This window comes from Thermosipho globiformans (assembly GCF_003990895.1).
Lineage (GTDB): Bacteria > Thermotogota > Thermotogae > Thermotogales > Fervidobacteriaceae > Thermosipho > Thermosipho japonicus.
Window position 1 is genome coordinate 33,513 of the sequence record NZ_BHXD01000007.1, and the last position, 21,791, is coordinate 55,303.

General features: G+C 33.5%; 18 protein-coding genes. 2 read left to right on the forward strand and 16 right to left on the reverse strand.

The genetic code is table 11. The features are described from left to right. Positions 1-35: 35 nt before the first annotated feature. The 8 genes from nagA to EO083_RS06130 all read right to left on the reverse strand — a co-directional run bounded on the left by nagA (position 36) and on the right by EO083_RS06130 (position 8,290). A complete protein-coding gene (gene nagA / locus EO083_RS06095) occupies positions 36-1,088 on the reverse strand; it encodes an N-acetylglucosamine-6-phosphate deacetylase (protein ID WP_126993287.1) in 1,053 nt (350 codons plus the stop codon). Between the two features lie 10 nt (positions 1,089-1,098). After that, entirely contained in the window at positions 1,099-2,007 is a 909-nt protein-coding gene (locus tag EO083_RS06100) for an SIS domain-containing protein (protein WP_126993288.1), read from the reverse strand. After that, positions 2,004-3,188, reverse strand: a complete 1,185-nt coding sequence (locus tag EO083_RS06105) for a carbohydrate ABC transporter permease (protein WP_126993289.1) — start codon at positions 3,186-3,188, stop codon at positions 2,004-2,006. The genes EO083_RS06100 and EO083_RS06105 overlap by 4 nt, the downstream gene beginning before the upstream one ends. Beyond that, positions 3,185-4,072 carry a carbohydrate ABC transporter permease gene (locus tag EO083_RS06110; RefSeq protein ID WP_126993290.1) on the reverse strand — a complete coding sequence of 296 codons (888 nt, stop codon included), beginning with the start codon at positions 4,070-4,072 and terminating at the stop codon, positions 3,185-3,187. Before EO083_RS06110 ends, EO083_RS06105 begins: the two co-directional genes overlap by 4 nt. A gap of 36 nt (positions 4,073-4,108) precedes the next feature. Further along, on the reverse strand, positions 4,109-5,320 hold the full coding sequence (locus EO083_RS06115) for an extracellular solute-binding protein (RefSeq protein WP_126993291.1): 1,212 nt from the start codon (positions 5,318-5,320) through the stop codon (positions 4,109-4,111). Then, positions 5,317-6,651 carry a glycoside hydrolase family 3 N-terminal domain-containing protein gene (locus EO083_RS06120; RefSeq protein ID WP_126993292.1) on the reverse strand — a complete coding sequence of 445 codons (1,335 nt, stop codon included), beginning with the start codon at positions 6,649-6,651 and terminating at the stop codon, positions 5,317-5,319. Before EO083_RS06120 ends, EO083_RS06115 begins: the two co-directional genes overlap by 4 nt. Then, positions 6,644-7,672, reverse strand: coding sequence for an ROK family transcriptional regulator (locus tag EO083_RS06125; RefSeq protein ID WP_126993293.1), 1,029 nt, complete (start codon positions 7,670-7,672; stop codon positions 6,644-6,646). The genes EO083_RS06120 and EO083_RS06125 overlap by 8 nt, the downstream gene beginning before the upstream one ends. A 198-nt stretch (positions 7,673-7,870) precedes the next feature. Further along, complete coding sequence (locus EO083_RS06130) at positions 7,871-8,290, reverse strand: type IV pilin protein (RefSeq protein ID WP_306307838.1); 420 nt, start codon at positions 8,288-8,290, stop codon at positions 7,871-7,873. A gap of 389 nt (positions 8,291-8,679) precedes the next feature. Here EO083_RS06130 and glyA point away from each other — a divergent pair, with 389 nt between their 5' ends. Further along, positions 8,680-9,954 (forward strand): serine hydroxymethyltransferase, encoded by a 1,275-nt coding sequence (gene glyA / locus EO083_RS06135; RefSeq protein ID WP_126993294.1) that lies wholly within the window; start codon positions 8,680-8,682, stop codon positions 9,952-9,954. A gap of 31 nt (positions 9,955-9,985) precedes the next feature. On the opposite strand, the gene EO083_RS06140 is transcribed toward glyA, so the two are convergent. The 8 genes from EO083_RS06140 to EO083_RS06170 form a co-directional block, all read right to left on the reverse strand. Beyond that, entirely contained in the window at positions 9,986-11,512 is a 1,527-nt protein-coding gene (locus tag EO083_RS06140) for a glycoside hydrolase family 36 protein (RefSeq protein WP_126993295.1), read from the reverse strand. 218 nt (positions 11,513-11,730) lie between these two features. Beyond that, positions 11,731-12,222 carry an ATP-binding cassette domain-containing protein gene (locus EO083_RS10020; protein ID WP_277600365.1) on the reverse strand — a complete coding sequence of 164 codons (492 nt, stop codon included), beginning with the start codon at positions 12,220-12,222 and terminating at the stop codon, positions 11,731-11,733. Between the two features lie 209 nt (positions 12,223-12,431). Next, positions 12,432-12,614, reverse strand: a complete 183-nt coding sequence (locus tag EO083_RS06150) for an IS3 family transposase (protein ID WP_241229993.1) — start codon at positions 12,612-12,614, stop codon at positions 12,432-12,434. Positions 12,615-13,124: 510 nt separating this feature from the next. Continuing rightward, positions 13,125-14,867 (reverse strand): ABC transporter ATP-binding protein, encoded by a 1,743-nt coding sequence (locus tag EO083_RS06155; RefSeq protein ID WP_126993296.1) that lies wholly within the window; start codon positions 14,865-14,867, stop codon positions 13,125-13,127. A 185-nt stretch (positions 14,868-15,052) separates the two neighbouring features. Next, a complete protein-coding gene (locus tag EO083_RS06160) occupies positions 15,053-16,486 on the reverse strand; it encodes a radical SAM/SPASM domain-containing protein (RefSeq protein ID WP_126993297.1) in 1,434 nt (477 codons plus the stop codon). Positions 16,487-17,463: 977 nt separating this feature from the next. Then, positions 17,464-18,549 (reverse strand): ATP-binding cassette domain-containing protein, encoded by a 1,086-nt coding sequence (locus EO083_RS06165; protein WP_241229998.1) that lies wholly within the window; start codon positions 18,547-18,549, stop codon positions 17,464-17,466. Beyond that, on the reverse strand, positions 18,546-19,082 hold the full coding sequence (locus EO083_RS10025; protein WP_241229994.1) for an ABC transporter transmembrane domain-containing protein: 537 nt from the start codon (positions 19,080-19,082) through the stop codon (positions 18,546-18,548). Before EO083_RS10025 ends, EO083_RS06165 begins: the two co-directional genes overlap by 4 nt. A gap of 2 nt (positions 19,083-19,084) precedes the next feature. Beyond that, entirely contained in the window at positions 19,085-19,510 is a 426-nt protein-coding gene (locus EO083_RS06170) for an SPASM domain-containing protein (RefSeq protein WP_164723700.1), read from the reverse strand. Positions 19,511-19,726: 216 nt separating this feature from the next. On the opposite strand from EO083_RS06170, the gene EO083_RS06175 reads away from it, so the two are divergent. Beyond that, positions 19,727-21,304 carry a hypothetical protein gene (locus EO083_RS06175; RefSeq protein WP_126993299.1) on the forward strand — a complete coding sequence of 526 codons (1,578 nt, stop codon included), beginning with the start codon at positions 19,727-19,729 and terminating at the stop codon, positions 21,302-21,304. The last annotated feature ends 487 nt before the right edge of the window (positions 21,305-21,791 follow it).

A 21,791-nucleotide genomic window follows, 5' to 3' on the forward strand; every position in this document is an offset into this window, starting at 1 on the left:
ATACCACCAATTTTCACCTTTATCAACTTAGACTTCTAGCTATAAACTTTGATTATCTGCAAATCTTGATTTAAAAGCACAAATTTTGCAGGATATCCTTCCTTTATTCTTCCACCATCTATACCTATGCTCTTTAAAGCGTTATAAGAAGATACTTTTGATAAATCCTTTAATGAACAATTAGTAACTTTTTTAAAGTTTCTCAACCCATCACTAAATTTTAAAGTACTCCCAGCAAGCGTACCGTCTTCAAGCCTTGCTATGCCATCCTTGACTTTAACCAATAACCCACCAAGGTCATATAATCCATCCTTTAAACCTGTTGCAGAAATACTATCTGTTACAAGAATTATCCTATCAGGCCCAAGCAATTTATATACAAGTCTTAAGAAATCTTTTGAAAGATGTATTAAATCCGGAATAATCTCAACAAATGGTTTATAAAGAAACACGCCACCAACAACACCTATTTCTCTGTGATGAAGTTGTGGTAAAGCATTTGGAAAATGCGTTATTCTATTTACTCCAGCCTCATACGCTTTCTTGAAAATATCAAATGTTGCACTTGAATGCCCTATAGATGCTGCTACTTTATTTTCTTTTAGTATTTTCAAAAGTTCAAAAAATCCTTTAATTTCCGGTGCAACTGTCATAATTTTTACTTTTTCAAGATCTATAATTTTTCCATTAAAATCAGTGATATACTCTTTATTCTGAGCACCAGACTTCTCTTTATTTATAAATGGCCCTTCAAGATGTAAATAAAATAGTGAAGAATGCTTTGCTGAGGAAAAAGTATCAATAATCTCTTTTAACTTTTTCAAATCAGAAGAAACCGTAGTTGGAAAAAGATAGGTAACACCTTCTTTTTCAACAAGATCTGCCCATTGTTTAAATTCTTCTTTTGTACTCTGCATACAATCTATTCCCATGAATCCGTGTGTATGTGTATCAGCAAACCCGGGCATTAAAACGTATTTAGGAGTACAATCGTATCTTCTTATACTCAATATTTTATCTTCAAACTCAACACTTCCAGTAAATTCTCCATCAATAGGATCCACAATAAGGACATCATCTATTATCATATTTTCACCTTCAGATTATCACACTTTTTGAAAGTTTTTCTGGTCTATCTGGGTTTAAACCTTCAACTATTGCCTTCTTAAATGAAAGAACTTGAGAAAATATCATTTTTAAAGGTGTTTCAAGTCCATTATCATATTCTATATCAATATCACCATTTCTACCTAGAAGTATTACTTTTGTATATTTTTCGAGATCTTTCTTTAGCATATACTCGTTTTCTGTATCTTTTGAGTTTATAACAACAAGGGAATGTTCAGAAATTCTTGAAACAGGGCCATGTCTATACTCAAGTGGCTCATGATATTCTACAAATTGCTTTGCCATTTCTTGCATCTTTAATGCACCTTCTTTTGAAATACCATATTCCTCATCAAATCCCAAAAAGATAAAGTGATTATATTTTTTTAAGTCAAGATTTTCTATAAATTTCTCAGATTCCTCCAGTATTTTACTTGCCTTTTCAACAATACTATACCTTTTTACTAGAAAATGCAAAATGGAAACAAAGGAACCAGTCATAACTATGCTTTCTTCGTGTAAAAAGTCAAACACAAACGTTTCATCACAAACCTTTTCAAGAGTTGTTTCTTTTTCGCATGTTATACCAATTGTATAAACTCCCTTTTCTTTAAAAATCTCTGCTGCTTTTACAGTTTCAGTTGATTCCCCGGTGCGCGAAATAAATATACCTACATCAGCATCTGGAACATAGTTAAAAGTCATAACCTTTCCACCAGTTAAAACTTTGGTTTTGATCCCAAATTTTTCAAGGACAAATGAAGCAGTCAAAGAAAGGTTAAATGATGAACCACAACCAACAAAAATATATCTTTTATCTTTGTTAAACTCAAAAGAGTAGTCTTCAATTTTTTTTAAAAGTTCTGGAATATGTTTTATTTCAGAATATGTATAGTTCATCCTTTTAAAGCCCCCTTTGTAATTCCCGAAATTATATGTTTTTGGAATGCAAGAAAGATTATTATAACCGGTAAACCTATTATAGACGATGCAGCCATCAATCTTGGCCAATCTATCTGATTTAGTTTCTGATACAGGGCAAGTCCAACCTGTACCGTTCTCATTTCTCTTGAGTTTGTCATAACAAGTGGATAGAAAAGGTCATTCCACGTTGCAATAAATGTATTTATAGCCATCACCGCTATTGCTGGTTTTGAAAGGGGGAAAATTATTTTAAAAAGAATTTGGAATGTATTTGCACCATCTACATAAGCTGCCTGCTCCAATTCTATAGGAAGTTGTTCTATATATTGTTTTAACAAAAATATACTAAACGGTGTTACAAGCATAGGAACCGTGAGAGCAAAATATGTATCGATCCAACCTATATTTTTCATTATTATAAATATTGGAATAATAGTAACCTGAGGTGGTATCATCATCGTTGCAAGAACTATTGAAAAAAGCACATTTTTTCCAAAGAACTTTCTTCTTGCAAATGCATATGCAACCATAGTAGAAAATATTATATTTCCGATAACCACTATCGTAGAAACTATTAAACTGTTAAGAATATATCTTGAAAACATATCTTCTTTTAACACATTGATAAAATTAAGCAATGTTGGAAATTTGTATTTTACCTTTACATCGTCAAGGTAATACTGGCCATCAAAATTAAAGACCAATTTTGATACATACTTTAAGTTTATTCCCTTCAGGTCTTTATAATCAATAACATATTTTTTCCACTCACCAGTTGCCTTAAAGTTTTTTGAAACACTCTTTGAAAAAGCATCCCTTATTTCAACTGAAAAATCTCCTTTTCCTTTTACCCAGAATTCTATATACTTTGCAACACGTAAATCCAATTTATCAACAAGAAGCTCTACTGGCCCACTTGCCAGAATTGATCTAGTGCTTTGTGGAGATTCATTTACGATTGAAATTTTTCCTTTTGATTTTACTTTTCGTCTTAAATAACTCATATATTTAATTTCAAAGTCATTTATATACCTCTCTTTAATAACCCTAGTTAGATTACCACTTGGAATAACTGCCGTATAAAACATGGAAAACATAGGAAAAAGAGAGATTATAAGCAAAATAAACATTATTGTTAGCAAAATCGCCTTCTTCATATACTTTCACTCCTAAGTAATTTTCCCTGTACCAGTGTTACAAGGAAAATAATTAACACAAGAACGTATGCAATAGCAGATGCATATCCCATTTCAAAGTTTCTAAACCCAACTATGTACAAGTAATGCACAATAGTTTGAGTTGAATTCATAGGTCCTCCGCCTGTCATGGTAAAGATTTCAGAAAAGATTTGAAATGATCTAATAGTATTTAACGCAATAACAAAATATAAAGTTGGCTTTAAAAGTGGTAGTGTTATTTTAAAAAAGATCTTTGATTTACTTGCACCATCTATTGCTGCAGCTTCATATAATTGCTGCGGTATACTTTGAAGCCCTGCAAGAAAGAGTATGGTATAATAACCAATAGCTGCCCATACATCCATTATCATTATGGACAAAAGTGCAGTTTTTGTATGTGCAAGCCAGCTAGTAGGAATGGGATTCATTCCAAAAAACTCCAACATTTTATTGAAAAATCCATCTGCACTGTAAAGATACATCCATGTGGTTGAAATAACCACCATAGAAACAACTGTTGGAAGAAAAAAGCCAGCTTTAAATAAATCCTTTAACGGTAGAAATTTACTGTTTATTAAAACGGCAAGTAATAGAGAAATCACCGTTGTAAAGGGAATAGTTCCTACAACAAAGATAACCGTATTTTTAAGCGCTATTAAAAATACTTCATCGTGAAACATGCGTATATAATTTTTCAAGCCTACAAAATTAAAATTGGGACTTAAGGCAGAATAGTCTGTAAAGCTCATGAAAAATGAGTAGGCAATAGGAAAAACTCCAAAAACTGCGAATAGTATCAAAAAAGGTAGCAGAAGCAAAAACGTTTCAACATTGTACCGTGTTTTTCTCTTCAAAATAACCACCCCAAAAATCCCCTGCCTTTTGGGCAGGGGAAATTTTTATTCTTCTCCGTCTAAAATCTTTTGAATTTTCATGTTGTACTCAAAGAGTGTAGTATCAATATCTGCATCTTGGAGTATTATTTTTTCAATTGCTTCGGTTAATACTGCCTGAACTTTTGGCCATGCAGGAATGGATGGGACAGGTTTTGCATATTTGTTTTGCTCATAGAATACTTTGTGCATTGGATGGTCTTCAAACCATGGATCGTTTCCTGCATCAACGTGAGATGGGAATATTGCCGGCCAAATCATTGCAACTTCCATTGCAATATCTGGTCTTATAAGAAATTCTACAAGTTTTTGTGCTTCTTTTTTATGTTTGGAATGCTTCATTATTGCAAGAACTTCTGCTCCTGCAAATGATGCATGTGTACCATACCATGCTGCTGGCTTTGGTATAAATACAACGTTAAATGGTGTTTCTGGATAATTTGTTTCAAGATAGTCAATATCCCATGCACCGCTAACATATAACCCTATCTTTCCTTCACCAAATGCTTTTGCAAGATCTGCTTGTTTTGTCTTTAAAGAAACCTTAGATAACGCCTTATAAAATTCTGCAGTTTCTTTTACCTTACAAGAAGTAAGAAGTGCCCTCTTTCCATCTTCTGTAATAATATCTCCGCCTGTTCCCCAAACTGCTGGTAGGAACCATTGTTGCCATGGACTATAATTTTCTCCAGCTGGCATCCCAAAACCGTAGATATCGTCTGATAATTCATTTATCTTTTTTGCTGCTACATAAAGTTCTTCCCAAGTCTTTGGAGGATTGTCAGGATTAAGACCAGCTTTTTCAAAAAGTTCTAAGTTGTAAAAGAGAGCTCTTGTTCCAAGAAGCCATGGAACTGCCCAATAGCTTCCCTGATAATATACTGTGTTCCATCCGACATAGTCTTTACCATAATTTTTGTAAAAGCTATCCATACTCTCAAGTGCATTTCTTTCTGCAAAATTTGCAACCCAGGTGTTTCCTAACTCTACAACATCTAGATCTTCTCCTCCAGCTATTGCAGTCACTATCTTATCAAATCCGTTAGCCCATGAAAGTTGTACATATTCCACTTCAATATCTGGATTTTCTGCCATGAATTTTTCAAGCACCTTTTTTGCATGTTCATCGTTCATCATAAATCCCCAGAATGTTAGCTTCGTCTTTGAAAAACTAAGTAGTGCAACTACAGCCAATAAAACTACCAAAATACGCTTCATAGTAACCCCTCCCCTTTAAAAAGTTGTAAAACATGATATATTGAAATAAGCTTTGAAGAATACGGATTTACATATTCAACATCTTTTTTCAATACATCTCTTAAAAAGACATAAATAACACGCTTTGCATCAACATTTTCTACTTTGTCTAAAACAAAATATATAACTGTATCTTCATTACTAATTTCTGAGCTACTTGTATAAATTTTTGAGTTTTTAAATTCTTCGCTTATTAAAATTCGCAAGTATTTAAGATCCTTCTGGGAAGTATCTGCAAGGCTGAGATTTTTTGCCTGTGGGATTAAAAATGATGGATTTTCAACAGGAGAATCTAATTTAAAATCAATTGCTTGCTTTGCAATTTTAGATAAAAATCTTGTAGGATAAGTATCTGATATATATTTTTCTTTTATCTTCTTTATTTTTTCAACTTTTTCTTTTAAAAGTTCAATATCTAACTCTCCATTTTTAACCATGGAATTAAAGGTTTCTATCAGATAATAATGATTTTCAACATCTCCAATAAGGATTATGTCTCCATCTGCCTCAAAGAATTTTTTTATGACCTCTTTAGGTGAATAATTTTTGTAGAGAGCCTTCATTTCAAACGCATCTGAGATTATTAAGCCATTATATCCAAATCTTTCTCTTAAAATCCCCTTTAAAATCTTCTTTGAAAGAGTAGCAACTACCTCATCTAATTTTGGGTACATAACATGTGCAGTCATTATAAAATCAACATGTTTTGATAGTTCTTTAAATATCATCATATCTTCATCATTTTCATTAAAATCAAAAACTACTGGAAGAGTAAAATGGGAATCCTCTTTTGCTTTTCCATGACCTGGAAAATGTTTTAAAGTAGGGGCAATATTTTCATCTAAAAGCGATCTAATAAACTCCAGCGCACGCATATTTATAATTTCATGATCATCAGAATATGCTCTAAACCCTGTAACATGGCTCGAATTTTCATGTTTTACATCAACAACAGGTGCAAAGACCATATTGAATCCGTGCAGCTTTAACATATGAGCAAGATAGTTTCCATATTCGGATGCTCCTCCCGCCTTTCCAATTGCCATATTCCCAGGTGATGGAAATATATTTGGAACTGTTTCAAGTTGCCCTCCCTCATGGTCACTTGAGATAAAAAATCGATATCCTTTATCAAAGAGTGAATATATTCTTTCCATGTTAATTTGTAGTTTATACACATCATTCATATTCTCAGGATACAAAATTACACCACATGGATTAATTCTTTCAAGCAAATCTTTATCAAACTGATTTTGAAAGCCTATAAAGAATAAATTACCAAAATCATTCATTTAAAATCACCTTCTTACAAAAATATTCAATTCCTTCTTCTTTTAAAAACATATTTTTTAACACATTTATTGCCGCACCCTCCGCATTTACAAATTCCTTTGCATCTTCAATAATTATTTTCATCTTTCTGTTCTCATACATATATACTTGCTCTACTACAAAATCTCTTAATTTTTCTATACCTGAAATTAAAGTAATATTTCCACCTACAACCACAACTTCTGGATCCAAAATACTGGAAAGTTGACCTATCTTTTTTGAAATATCCTCAAAAAATTCATCTAAAGAAACCGATTTTTTCAAAAATTCTTCATATGAAATCTTTTTATTATAAATACTTTTATTAAGCTTGTATTCACCAGAAAAATTGCTGTGACCATAGTACGGTTTTCCATCAATAACAATTCCAACGCCAAGACCAACAGGTTCATTAACATAATATGGAACAGACAATTGGAAATAAACTATATTTTTACCTTCAAGACTATACCTTGTTGCCCCACAAATAGAATCCTTTTCTACAAAAATTGGTATGTCCAATAAAAGAGTCTTTTCAAGGTCAAAATTTTTTAGAGAAAGAGCCTCAGAAAAAACAACCATATTATTTTCAATAATACCTGGAATAGAAATTCCAACCCCCAGAATACCTTCATTTTCTTTAATAATTTTTCCTAAAATCAAATCTATATTTTTTTCATTAATTTTTTGCACAATCTTTTTTTTCTCTAGAACATTAGAAAACAAATCAGTTTTTACATATTCAATGCCATCTTGCTCCACAGAAATTCCCAAAATATGTCCCAACTTTTTATTAAATGAGTAAACAATCGTTTTTCTTCCTCCCAAATTTGATGGAGATAGCTCATCCGTTTTAATCAAAATATTTTTTCCTCTAAGTTTTGAAATATTTCTCGACACAGTGGATTTTTCTAAACCCAAATCCAAAGAAATATTTTTTGCAGTAATAACTTTATTTTTCCAGCTATAACTTATTATTCTTTTCAAAGAATCTGTAATCATTCTACCTACCCCTTTATGTTAGTTGGTTGTTTCAATCAACTAACCTAATTATACAAAAAAGACCCCCATATCTGTAAAGTCTTATTTTCGAGAATAAAATTCTTCCTAAATTAATTAAAAAGAAAATTCTCTCATTTTCTTTCATATTCAAAGAAAAAAGCCCTCATTTAAGAGGGCTTTCGTCAAAACAACTTCTTATTACCACCACTTTTGAAGATCAAATGTTAATTTAAGATTATTTCCATCTTGTGTAACTTCAGGCATTCCGCTTTTTTGAACATCTGCAAGTGCAATATCATTTTTTGTATATTCAATAGTTACAGTGTACACTCCACTTCCACTATCAGCTACAGTTACCGTAAATCCATCTGGAATTGAGTTAAGATATTTTCCTTTTAAATCATTATCCACATCCAAACTTGTTGGGTCATCAGGATTATTAGTATTAAACCAATTTTCTACCGCAGACTTTATAGCCCTAAAGTTTTGTGCTACTTGACTTGCTTTTGCTTTCTTTACCGCGTTTAACGCAAGTGGTGTTGCAACTGAAAGTAATGCGGCAATAACTGCCAAAACGATCAAAAGTTCAACTAAAGTAAAACCTTTTTTCATCTTCATATGTTCCCCTCCCTTTAAATTTAGTAAATAACTTTCTGAAAATATTTTACCAAAAAACTTTATTATCATCAAATTTAATAAAAGATTTATATTTTAATTCATTTTGTTTAAATTGTACATTTTTATTTACTTCTAAACCTTATATATACTAAATAAATAAAAATGGATGTTTATTATCTATTTATTATATTATCGACCAACAAATTAAAATTTTGATTGAAATTTATATTTAGATTTTATCATAAATCTTTTGAAAATCGAAATACAAGTTGTCTTAAAACGATTTTTTGTGTTTTTTGTTTTTAATCAATGTTTTTTATAGTTTTTAAAGTATATTATTAATGTTAGAATATTAATGACTAATACAAAATAAACAGGAGGGATATCTCATGTGGGAAAATGTTAAAAAGACTGACCCTGAAATATATGATGTTATATTAAAAGAATGGGAAAGACAAGAATACGGACTCGAACTTATTGCTTCAGAAAATTTTGCATCACTTGCGGTAATTGAAGCAATGGGAAGTATTTTAACTAATAAATATGCAGAAGGATATCCTGGAAGAAGATATTACGGTGGCTGTGAATGGGTAGATGTTGCAGAAAAACTTGCAAGAGATAGAGCAAAAGAGCTATTTAATGTAAAATACGCAAATGTTCAACCACATTCAGGATCACAAGCAAATATGGGAGCATACTTTGCCGTTTCCGAACCTGGAGATACTATAATGGGAATGTCGTTAAGCCATGGAGGCCACCTCACCCATGGTGCTTCTGTAAACTTTTCTGGAAGAATATATAACGTCGTTCCATACGGTGTAAATCCTGAAACAGAAGTAATCGACTATGATGAGGTTAGAGATCTTGCCTTAAAACACAAACCAAAGATTATAATCGCTGGCGGAAGTGCATACTCAAGAATAATTGACTTTAAAAAATTCAGAGAAATTGCAGATGAAGTTGGAGCATATCTCATAGTAGATATGGCACACTTTGCAGGTCTTGTTGCAGCAGGAATATATCCAAATCCTGCAGAATATGCTCATATAGTAACAAGTACTACTCACAAAACATTGAGGGGTCCAAGAGGTGGTATGATATTAACCAATGATAAAGAATTGTACAAAGCAATAAACAAGTCAATATTCCCAGGAATTCAGGGTGGGCCATTAATGCATGTAATTGCTGCAAAAGCCGTTTGTTTCAAAGAAGCATTAACAGATGAATTTAAAGAGTACCAAAAACAAGTTGTGAAGAACACAAAAACACTTGCAGCAGAACTTGAAAAAAGAGGCTTGAGGATTGTTTCAGGTGGAACAGACACTCACTTAATGCTCGTTGATCTTAACCCACTAAATGTTACTGGAAAAGCTGCAGAAATTGCACTTGGAAAATGTCACATTACAGTAAACAAAAACACTATTCCAAATGAAACAAGATCTCCATTTATCGCAAGTGGTATAAGACTTGGAACACCTGCACTTACCACAAGAGGAATGAAGGAATCAGAAATGGAAGAAATAGCAGAACTTATTGTAGATGTACTAAAACATGTAAAAGACGAAGAAGGAAATGTAGATGAAGAAATCATCGAAAAAACACAGAAAAAAGTAAAAGATCTTTGCACCAGATTCCCACTTTATGAAGGAAAAATCAAGTTATAATAAATAGATGCGTCCCAGCTGGGACGCATTCTTATTTTTTACCTTTTAAGAAATCTTTATCTGGATAATACTCAGATTTTTCTGTTTCAAGACAAATTCTAAACTTAACTTCTCCAACTTTTTCATTTTTTGTATAAATAGTAAATGCCTTGTCCATAACACCTTCTACAAAATATTCTCCACCTTTTAATTTTAAAGCAGTTGGAATAAGAAAATCATCTAGTTCAAGTTCTAGATCATCACTTACGAATATCATGTTATCAAGCATTCCTGCCGTTATTGCAAACATCTTTTTTTGATTTGTTGTAAGACTCGTTTCTGTTTTTCTAAGAAGCAAACAATCTGGATCATTCCACCAAAGCTTTTTGTTCATAAAATACCTTGTTATTGTATTACGAAGCGCGCTATATGCATTTGGCCCCAAGTTATCTGGAATTTTTGGATCATAATAAGGTGCTGTATCAGGACCAATTCTCATTCCATCAACATAACCCATTGACGGAAGAAGAGGGGCTCCACACCCAAGGATAAAATTATCATTTACCGTTTCCCTTATTTTTTCCATTCCAAGTCTATATGCACGAACGGGAGATATATTTTTATATCTCTTTCCAGGAATTGCACCTGCAAATAAGAAATCTATTTTAAAATATTCAAATCCTGAATCTTTCAGACCTTTAAAAAGAGTTTTAATAAAATCTAAAACTTCTGGATTACTTAGATCAAGTGCATAGATATTTTTCCCCCAATTTTGATATGCTACCTTTGGATTTCCATCATCATCTTTTACAAGCCAATCTTTGTGCTCTTTAAAAATGCTGGAAGTTTCAGATACACTAAATGGAGCAAGCCATATTCCAGGAACAAATCCAAATTTCTTTATAGCCCCTGCCATTTCTTTTAATGATGGAAAACTTTCTTTTGGCTGCCAATCTCCTATGTCTTTTTGCCAAGAGTCATCTATTTGAAAAACTTCAAATGGAAATTTTTTAGCAAGTTTAAGATTTTTCAAAACATCATTCCAAGTAAGTTTTTCAAAATAATAATACCAACTTGACCAACCTACAGGATCCCAATCCTTAAATTGTGGTTTGTTATAATCTCTAAGTAGTTCTCCATATTCTCTCAAAAGCATATCAATATTTCCACTCAAAACAACTAGTGGTTCTGTTTCAATATAATCTTCAAATTCTTCTTCAAAATAATCGATATATCCTTCTATTTTTCCATCCTTTATTAAAAAATAAGGATGGCCGATTTTTGAAGACAAAAAACCGTATAATTTATCTTTTGTAGCTATAAAATAATCACTAACAATATAATCTAGTAATAACTTTGGATTTGGATTTAGTGAAAACCTCGCTTTTTCAAGAAAATCTTTTGAAATATTAAGCTTTAAATCCTTCGGTATAACTTTTGTCGGTCCCCAACTTTGCCAATTATTGATCAAAATATAATTATCACTTAATACTTTTTCAAATACTTTAACTTTTCCAGGCTTTCCTTTAATTTTCTTTGATATCACTTTTCCATTCTCAAGTTCTTTAATTATTTCCATACAATCCCTCCAAATATAATTTAATTATATTCTACCATTTTTGGCTGTTGAATTGTAACACAATGTATCATACTACCATAACAGGCTTTCTATAAAAAAAGAGAGGATAATACTTTTTGTATTTCCTCTCGAATTTTTTGGTATCATCTCTGAGATATCCATAAAATGGAAAAAATTTCATGTTTTAAGTGCTTTTTCCCCCAAAATTCTCAACGAATTTAAGAAAATTCTACGATACTATCACATAAATTTTCTAAGAAATTCCGGGAGTGCGAAACAATCAGAATTATAGACTCACTTGATTTACTTTTTATCAGTTTTTTTAATGTTCTAATCTTTGCTCCATCCAAATAAGTTGTTGGTTCATCTAAAAGATACAGATCTTTATCACATTTTGCAAATGTTCTTACTATCAATATCCTCTGTCGTTCTCCCCCGGAAAGGTTGCGACCGCCTTCTTCCACTTCTTTTTCAAGTGAGAGATCATCAAGAAATTCCAGTAGCTTATTATCAAGAGATTTCTCTTCTCCAAGAAGTATGTTTTCTTTAACCGTTCCCTTGAATAAAATCGAATGTTGAGGAAGATAACCAATTCTGCTATAATACGAATTTATCTCGATTTTACTCAGAGGCACGTCGTTGACAAAAACATAGTTCTTTTCTATACCTAAAAGCCCCAGAATAATCTTTATTACCGTGCTCTTTCCTATTAAATTTTGTTATAGAAAATTTTTGCTTCAAAAACACCCTAAACATCTCCATATCCTGGATGTATTCCTTCAACCTACTTACAAACTCTGTCTACGATTCAAGAGCTTTGTATGTTAAGATTCTGATCTTAGGATTCACATAGCGAGCCAAGATTAAAAAATCACCAAAGGAAGGATTGATACAACAATGGTCAAGAAATTAAAAAAGCCTAACAGTTGTGGACAAATAAAAAAGTTAATAATTTACTTTTCAAACAGCATGGCTCCAGTATTCCACCAGAGCCATGTTCTTTTAATCTTACTTGATATCTTTCTTCGTTACAGAATTTTATGTATTCTTCTATTAACTTTTTGTATTCTTCTTTTGTTTTTTCTTTGTTTATTTTTACCATTTCTTCTTTAATATGAAAATCTTTTGCTAGTTTATTTATTATCTTAAGTTTTCTTTTTTTACTTCTCTTTCTTCAAGTATCTTTCCTATCAAAAGTTTTAAGTAAACACACCCAGCTATTAATCTCTCCACAATCGAACTCTACTTTCATGGACATTTAAGAGAGAAGCATAATCTTCTTAGGAAGTTTTTCATCCATGTAAAGTCTAATGACTTCCTGTTTTATATCCAAGGAATACAATGCTTTTGACCTTTCTTAGCTAAAGACCCCCCCTTGTTGGTTATATTGTACCACTTAGGGGGGTTTTCATTCCTTTTTATCTTGTCTTTTTTCTTGAGTTCAGTGCAAAAGCTAGTATATAAGTGAAAGAATTCAAGAAAATACTCAAAAATCCTTGAGATTAGAGAAAGATCTTCCATTAAATAAAATCTATTTCACCTACATTGAAAAAATTCCAGCGATGTTATAGAAACTCACTTCATTTCCCTGTGGTTTATGCCAGTAAGAGTGTCAGATATTTCTATCAGAGATCTTTTTCGATTCACTTACATACGTTTCTATTATTTTTCTGAACGTTTTGTTGTTTTGCATTAAATCCTCGAATTCCCCAATCGCAGAAATCCTACCATTTTCAAGGAAGACTATTTTGCTGGCAATGCCGATGATGTTTGGTTTGTGCGAGATCATGACAGCCGTTCTTTCCTTCAGAAATTCAGATAGCTTTTCCAGCAAAAACTTCTCGGTTATTGTATCGAGGTTTGTGAGAGGTTCGTCCAGAACAACAACGGATTTATCTGCGTAAAAAAGTCTGGCAAGTTGGATTCTTTGTTTTTCTCCCCCTGAAACGAAGCTTCCGCCTTCCCCTAACTTTCTTCCTTTCAAGTGTTCTATTCCAAGTTCTTTTATCACTCTATTTAGTTTATCTTCATCATACTTCCTTCCAAGAATTATGTTGCTTTCCAGTGTATCGTTGAATATACCAACATTTTGAGAGTAAAAAGCTACATGTTCAAAAACGGCTGAAGGCGGCAATCGTTTCAAATCATTTCCAAGAAGTTTTACCACTCCCCCGTAGTTCTCTTCCAGACCGAGCAATATGTTTAGCAAGGTAGATTTCCCTTCTCCGGAAAGTCCCACTATGGCAACGATCTCACGGGGTTGTATCTTGAAACTGATCTGTTTTAAAATGGGTTTCTCCGGGTCGAAACCGAAAGCGACATCTATCAGTTCATATATGGGACTTCCAGGAATGGGTTTTATTTTAGAGCTCTTGAAGGTTTCCTCGGCTTGCTTCACCTCATCGAAATAAGCAAGTACAGCATCCAAGTTTGCTGATACTCGCGTGGTAACACGAGCCAGCTCCCGGAACATGTACAGAGGCGCCGCTACAAAAGAAAAGTAGCTCCACAACGCCCATATCGTTCCCACGGTCATCTTTCCACCTATCACCAGATAAGCTCCGTAGACCAGAATGAATAGTCGTGTGAAATATTCAGGTAGATTCACCATCAGTTTGTCGAATCTTGAGCGGGGAAGCTCTGCCCTCAAAACAGTGTCTGCTATCTCCTGGTACATCCCTTCGCACTCTTTCTGAAACTTTTTCTGAGCTCCCCCTGCAAGAACTTCGTGGATATTTTCAAAGGTTTCGGTTATGAAACTAGTCACGCGCCGAATCATCTCGTATGTCTTCGCATACGGTTGCTCTGTTACCTTACCAATGATGTTCAAATAAATTCCAACTATCACAGCGTTGGACACAAATAAAATAAAGAAGGTCTTGCTCCACACGAAAACCGTCGCTAGAATGAATATGCTCCGGATTATCACTAAGGCGTTTTCGAAAAAACCGTAATCTAACAGAATGAAAGCGTCGTTGAGTTGATGATTGATCAAAGTGGCATAATAGGCAGAACCCTTTTGCTTGAGCTTCTTCCAGGGAAAGAAGAACGATAGGTTAAAGATACGACTGGAAAGATCCGCAACGGCTCTGTATTTTGCCCTCAAGTAGATCTGATCTCCAACGTATGTCAAAACGAATGATGTAGCGTAGACCAAGCCGAGAAGGTAGAGCGTGTTCAGTTTCAGTTCCAGTTTTGTTAACCCATCGATAACATCCCGCACAAGAAGAGGAACAAAGAAATCAAAAGCAACAGAAGATGTCGCAAGAATCCCCCCAATAACTATGAGTACCAGAAATCGTTTTCTGACCAAAGAATAAAAGCGAAAGATTTTTCGGATGCTCTTAAGATTCATGCTTTTCCTCCTCCAGCATGTTATTAATAATGATAACTAACTGACGATGAGAGTGAGGAGGAAGAAGTTCTTCCTCCTCATTCTATGCTTATCCCGTTAGCTTTGAGTCTTTACAGCAGGCACCGCTCAAACAGCAAAAACCTGCAAACTGAGCACACTCCCATTCGTGGATACCAGAATCACTGTTAGTTTTTAAGGCCCTTCGTAAGATTTTCATCTTGCTCACCTCCTTTCCCAAAGTCATCTCCAAAAATTTCAATGTATTTGTGCATAACAAAAGATATATCTTTTTCCCTAAAAAAACAAGCACCTTTGCCAGACAACAATCTAACTCGTTTACAACCACCCATACAAATTGGAAGAAGTTTACAATTTAAACAATCAGAGTATTTCTCAGGGTCATCAAATATGGAGGACTTCCATTTTTGGAGGTTTTCTTCATTATAAATTATCTCACCATTGGGTTGTAGATAACCTATACTATGGTTTTCGTCACCAACAAAAGTGTCACATGGAAACAACCATCCATCCGCTCCTATTATGTAGCTATATCGTCGTTCTGCCTGACACCAGCAAGGGGTAGGAGCCGGTAGCAATTCAAGTACCTTTCCATATGGTGAGAGCCAATCTACTTCCTGTCGCATAGATGCCAACATTTCCAAAGCTTTTAATGAGAGTTGTGTTTGCTGTTTTAAACCCTCTTCAAAATTAAAAATGTCGCTCACCATACATTGGATATCATTCCTGGTAGTTTCAAAATTGTATACTGGACGAAAATACATGAAAAATCGAGGATCGTTTCCAAAATCCTTTACAAACTTTTGAAGCAAATTATTAACAGATTTGAGATTCGTTTTGGTGAAATTCACTCTGATCGCCATTTTGAAATTCAAATCTGTATTCGAAATCTCGACCAAATTTCGATAGATCGTTCGAAAAGTAGGGCTACCATTTTTAAGTACACGAATTTTGTCATGACTCATTTCGTCTCCATCAAGAGTTACTTGAAAATCCGTTACCCCCAATTCAACGAGATTTTTGGTCACATCTTTGTTTAGAAAATATCCGTTAGTTACAATCGAGCTACTCACTTTGATGGGAAACCTTCGACATAACACTTTCAACTTTTCATGAAAATCTTTGATTCCTTGAACTGCAAGAAGAGGTTCTCCTCCGAACCATGAGATTCTCAAGAAAGTCTCATCTCCGGATTTGCTGTTCTCCATAACATGCTTCTTTATCAGATTCAATATTGCTTCATAGATCTCTGGCTTCATAATTTTGTTTCGCTTCCGATATTGAAAACAATAAGGACATGCAAAATTACAAGCTTCAGCAGGAAGTATTGTCAAATAAACAAAACGGGGATCATTTATATGTTTCAAATTCCAAGAGCGAATATCAGAGATTTCGTCATCGTCTTTAGAAACAAGAAATCCCTCGTCTTTCAAAGACGAGAAAAGTTCACTATTCAAATCTCGTGTTTCATTTAAAAGTTTGAAGAATTCATGTGTTGATTTTTTATCCAATATCGCAACTGCACCTGTTCTTGCATTGTATAAAAGTAATCCACCATCCTTTGTCCTAATTTTGAAATTGTAATAACTCTCTTTGATCATTGCTTGCACCTCCTCATTATTTTTTATGTATCATCTAAAATGCCAACAATCAATTTATCTCATGATCAAAACATAACGTTGAATACTGTTAAATGTCTCAAACATCTCGTTCTTAATATTCATGGAATCTAAACATCCTACCCTCTTCGCTTGACTATCAATTCCTATCAAGACTCCCATCCTTTCCCCACCAACTCCTTCACACCAACGCTGTGCTTACTCGAGGGAGACGGTAGGCTGTCCGTCGCATCATTTGTCCCCGTCTCAACAGCAAAGATCAATCCACATGCAAAGATAAGAATGATCATAATCGCAAAAATCTTTCTTATTCTCCCGCCCCATCGGCAAACACTAACACAACCTATATGGTTTTCAAGTTCAACATCAAATATGTTAGTGTTCTGAATTTAGATTTTAAAGACTTTTCCGGTGTGTAATATTTTTTGTAACCTGAAGCACTTGATTTTTTTCGCGTATAACAGAAACATTCAATTAAAACCTCCTCTCTAACAATAGAGTATGAATACCTGCTTCCTTCTTTGACATTGCTTGATAACAACCACAACTACATCTGCAGGCAACAGTACCTTAAGGCACATCTGTGATAATTCCGCAATCCTCATTTAGCAGGAATGTGTCTCGTTATCCGCATTTGTCTTATCACTGAAGATGAATGCAGGTAAAAGTAAGAGTATTAGAAATCCAGATAAAAGAATTCTCATGACTTCCCTCTTGACTCATTACCGGAAATCTTTTTTCTCTCTTAAACTTTTATCAGATCTTATATGGTTTTCAACTTTTGCCTGTTCTGAAATCCTCTTTAGAAGGCCATTTCTAGCACAAAATTTTTATGGGGTTTGAACAATTCGATTTTTTGAGGTATAACTATAAAGAGATGATTAAAAATGAAAGGCGTGGAGAGCCTGAAAGAAACTTTAAAGTACGGTGCGTTTTCTCTTTCAGTGATAAATTATCTATTAAGAAAATTCTACGATACTATCACATAAATTTTCTAAGAAATCTCGAGAGTGCGAAACAATCAGAATTATAGACTCGCTAGATTTACTTTTTATCAGTTTTTTTAATGTTCTAATCTTTGCTCCATCCAAATAAGTTGTTGGTTCATCTAAAAGATACAGATCTTTATCACATTTTGCAAATGTTCTTACTATCAATATCCTCTGTCGTTCTCCCCCGGAAAGGTTGCGACCGCCTTCTTCCACTTCTTTTTCAAGTGAGAGATCATCAAGAAATTCCAGTAGCTTATTATCAAGAGATTTCTCTTCTCCAAGAAGTATGTTTTCTTTAACCGTTCCCTTGAATAAAATCGAATGTTGAGGAAGATAACCAATTCTGCTATAATACGAATTTATCTCGATTTTACTCAGAGGCACGTTGTTAACAAAAACATAGTTCTTTTCTATACCTAAAAGCCCCGGAATAATCTCTATTACCGTGCTTTTTCCTATTCCGCTTTTTCCAAAAAGCCCAACAATTTCACCTTTTTGGGCATGCAGTTTGAAGTTTTCAAGCAGCAAAGTCCCACTTTTGTAAGAAAAACTTGGTATGTATATCTTCAGCGATTCGATTTTTCCATTCAAGTGTTGTTGCCCGGCAGTAATATCGCATCTTTTTGTAAACGGTGTTTCCAAAATTTCTGAAAGTCTTTTGGATACAACTTTTATCTCTTGGCGATGTATGTTGAAATCCCAGAAGTTTCTAGCAGAATCGTAAATGTAGTTTACCACCATCAATACCGCCACCAAACCACCAGCTTGCATAGTACCTATTTTCATTTGATAAACTCCTACGATAATTGCTATGACATAGCCACTATTAAAGAGTATAGCAAGTGGTATGTTAAATAGAATAATTGACTTTACTCGTCTGATATCATTCTTTGTATACTCCTCATTGAACTCCTTAAATTTTGTTATAGAAAATTTTTGCTTCAAAAACACCCTGAACATCTCCATACCTTGGATGTATTCCTTCAGCCTGCTTACAAACTCTGTCTGTGACTCAAGAGCTTTGTGTGTTAAAACTCTAATCTTAGGATTCACGTAGTGATCCAATACGAAAAAAAAATCACCAAAGGAAGGATCGATACAACAACAGTTAAGGAATTTAAAAAAAGCCCGACAGTTAAGGCAAATGAAAGCGTGAGTAAATCTTTCATGAAAAAAACAAGACTGGGATAAAATAATTTTCGAATTGCTTCCGTATCTGAACTAATGTAAGTTAACAATCTACCTGTTTCTAAAGAAGAAATTTGATTAAAATTATTCTGAGCCACTTCAAATATCTTTTTCCTAAGCGATGAAGAAAAAAGTCTCATCCTACTTTCAAAGATGTAATACGAAATGTACATTAAGAATTCCTTCGATAGACTTACTATTAAAAGCAGCATTATTTGAATTTTAAACAAATTGTTCGAAATACTCTTAGTCAATATGGAGTTAATGATATTTTTAGAAAGCAACGGAATGGGAATTGTCATCCCTGTTGCACAAACAAGCAACAAAAGGACAAAAAGCAGGTATAAAAAATGTTCTTTAAACAACTGCAATATCTGCTTTTTAGTGTATTTTTTCACATTCATATACCTCCTTTAAAATTCTGTCGGAATAAAACAAATTTATTGAAAATCTTTGTATTTAATTTATAATCAGTAGGCTTCCACAAAACATTAAAAATACTTAATAAAAATATATTACAAATTAAACCATTAGCCGGTGCCTTAAAGTAATTTTCCCCAGAAAATAAATCGACTGTTCTGCATCCACCATTACATAAATATTTTATGGGGCAATTTGGGCAAATCTCTTGAATAATAGGCAATCCAAAACCTGTTTGAGCTCGAAACTGATGAACAATCTCCTTTAATTTTTCCTGTTCAGTAATGTGACAAATTTTAAATCTATCATTTACTAATTCACTACAAGGATACAAATAACCATCTGGACCAAGAGACAATTGACTGTAAAGCACAGAACAGTTATATCTTTTAAGTTGATTAAACAATCTAAATTTAATCTCCTCAGCAAAATAAATTTTAATTTTATTACAATAAAATAAACATTACATACTTCTTATTTTATATCTTACCATATATTATATGGTTTTCAAGTTTTGCCTTTTCTGAAATCCTCTTTAGAATGGCATTCTCAAAACCAAATTTTATGAGATTTTGACTAATTGTATTTTTTTATGTATAAATATAAACAGGGGGGATTAGTAATGAAAATCATAGAGAGCTTGAACGATATTTTCAACTATGGTGCGTTTTCTTTGCCGGCGGTGAATTATCTATCTCGTGAAGGAAATATTCCAAAAGATTGCAGGGGATTTTTCTGTATCTTGAAGCTTGCATGGGAAGGCAATTTCAAGGAAGCACTCCAGAAAATAAACAAAACTTTAAAAAACTACAAGTCTGAAACAGTGAAGTATATTCTTTTAGCAAACAAACTTGTGTTTTTAAAAAATACAGGTCAACTGAATCTGGATTTATACAGGTATTTGAAAAGAAAACTTCCTAAAATGTCAAAATCTATAAGAGACACTGTTATCGTTACTTTGATAAGTTTTGAAGCAGATGAAGTTAATTCTCCGCGAAAAGTACGGATGTGGAAAAAAGAGTACAGAAAATCCACACTCTCATTTTTATATCTTTCTCTGGCGAGAAGAGCGGCAAGTTCTGGAAGATTCTCTGAAGCTGTACATAATTACATACAAGCCTATAAACAGGCCAGAGAAATTCCTCATCCTACCTGTATTGTTTCCTCCTTGAACGATCTTGCATGGGATATTAAAGAAAAACATCCAAGGCTCGCCTATAAAATTTCTCAAGGAGCCGCTTTTTGGCTTGGATATTACCGTGAATCGCCTGGTAACCTGTTCGGTGTAATAGATACCCTGTTCGTGACCGAAAAAATAATCAACGCGTTTTCCATTTACAAAACATCGAAGATCATAAAATCACTGGAAGTTCCAAAAAGATACGAGAAGCTTTTGAAAGAAGCGGAGAAATACATTCCAAAATTTGACATGTCTATCTATGTGAACACAAAAAGTTTGAAAAAGTCCATAAGAGAGATTATAGAACCGTACAGAAAAGAGAAGGTATCAACCGGAAGAATATCGGAGATAATAACCGCAAAGGAAAAAAGGATCCGGGGCAACACGTTGAGAAAAATATTGGACGGAAAGAGAGTGGAAAATTTAAAACTTCCTTACCCCTTGTACAACGAATATATAAAGATATTGATAAAAAAGCAATTTGAAGAGGCACTGAAAAAATTAAAACAGATTCCACTTTCTGAAAGAGAGCGACTTTTTATATGCACATACACAGCGCAGGTTGAAAGAACAAAGTTTTATCTGTCAAGAAAAGACAAATTTAAAGAAACCTACAAACTGCTTGGGGATATCGAGAAATTTGGAAAGCACATGGCAAGAAGATACAAAACGATGAATTTTGTGGTAGAAATGATAAAAGCGCCCCCTTATGTAGAAGGGCGAAAAGCGGTAGTTAAGAAAGCACTAGATAAGATAGAGATAAAGAAATTAAGGAAAATCATTCAGAAATATATAGAACTTGACGAACCAGACAGAAAACTAATAGACAGCTTTTTGAGAAACTATGGCAGATATGATGGGATAGAGTTTGGGATAAGCTTGAAGGCACCAGAAGTGGTAAGGGAATTTGCGAAGAAATACCAACTAAAGATACAACCAATGATTTTGGCATTCTGGTGTGTGGATGATAAAAGGACAAGAGGAAGATTGGAGAGAGTTTTAAGAAAAATATCTGTTTGAAACATGAAAAAGTTAGAAGGCTATAATTAGTATGTTATTATAATGTTTTTGAGAAAAGGGAATGAAAATCGCATTGACTTTGCTAAGAAAATAAAGCTTTTTTCCAACAAGGAAAATTATAGTAAGATAGTTAATGATATAGACCACAATTGAATTTACTGGCAACACGAGATGCTAGAATAAAGAAAAAAGATGTTTTGATCGATACTAACTTATTCATCGAGTCACTCGCTTCGATGGGCTTTGGAATTTTATCATCACCATTGGCATAATTAACATGATAATTACGGATTTTTCACTGCACAATATAGATGCGTTCTTGTCGAAGAACAGGTTAGAAGATCTTTACCCTATATTTCTTAAAGAGTTCCAAGATGAATAAATCTTTACGGTAAGCGTAGGTATCAATTACCTCATAGATAAAAAATAGGAAAACTGAAACTCAAGTCAAAAGACGTATATCAGTACATCACATCTGCAAAGTACG

Bases quoted from the DNA above. Each gene is read 5' to 3' on its own strand.
- nagA (WP_126993287.1), bottom strand. From the start codon at position 1,088: ATGATAATAGATGATGTCCTTATTGTGGATCCTATTGATGGAGAATTT.
- EO083_RS06100 (WP_126993288.1), bottom strand. From the start codon at position 2,007: ATGAACTATACATATTCTGAAATAAAACATATTCCAGAACTTTTAAAA.
- EO083_RS06105 (WP_126993289.1), bottom strand. From the start codon at position 3,188: ATGAAGAAGGCGATTTTGCTAACAATAATGTTTATTTTGCTTATAATC.
- EO083_RS06115 (WP_126993291.1), bottom strand. From the start codon at position 5,320: ATGAAGCGTATTTTGGTAGTTTTATTGGCTGTAGTTGCACTACTTAGT.
- EO083_RS06120 (WP_126993292.1), bottom strand. From the start codon at position 6,651: ATGAATGATTTTGGTAATTTATTCTTTATAGGCTTTCAAAATCAGTTT.
- EO083_RS06125 (WP_126993293.1), bottom strand. From the start codon at position 7,672: ATGATTACAGATTCTTTGAAAAGAATAATAAGTTATAGCTGGAAAAAT.
- EO083_RS06130 (WP_306307838.1), bottom strand. From the start codon at position 8,290: ATGAAGATGAAAAAAGGTTTTACTTTAGTTGAACTTTTGATCGTTTTG.
- glyA (WP_126993294.1), top strand. From the start codon at position 8,680: ATGTGGGAAAATGTTAAAAAGACTGACCCTGAAATATATGATGTTATA.
- EO083_RS06140 (WP_126993295.1), bottom strand. From the start codon at position 11,512: ATGGAAATAATTAAAGAACTTGAGAATGGAAAAGTGATATCAAAGAAA.
- EO083_RS06150 (WP_241229993.1), bottom strand. From the start codon at position 12,614: ATGGTAAAAATAAACAAAGAAAAAACAAAAGAAGAATACAAAAAGTTA.
- EO083_RS06155 (WP_126993296.1), bottom strand. From the start codon at position 14,867: ATGAATCTTAAGAGCATCCGAAAAATCTTTCGCTTTTATTCTTTGGTC.
- EO083_RS06160 (WP_126993297.1), bottom strand. From the start codon at position 16,486: ATGATCAAAGAGAGTTATTACAATTTCAAAATTAGGACAAAGGATGGT.
- EO083_RS06175 (WP_126993299.1), top strand. From the start codon at position 19,727: ATGAAAATCATAGAGAGCTTGAACGATATTTTCAACTATGGTGCGTTT.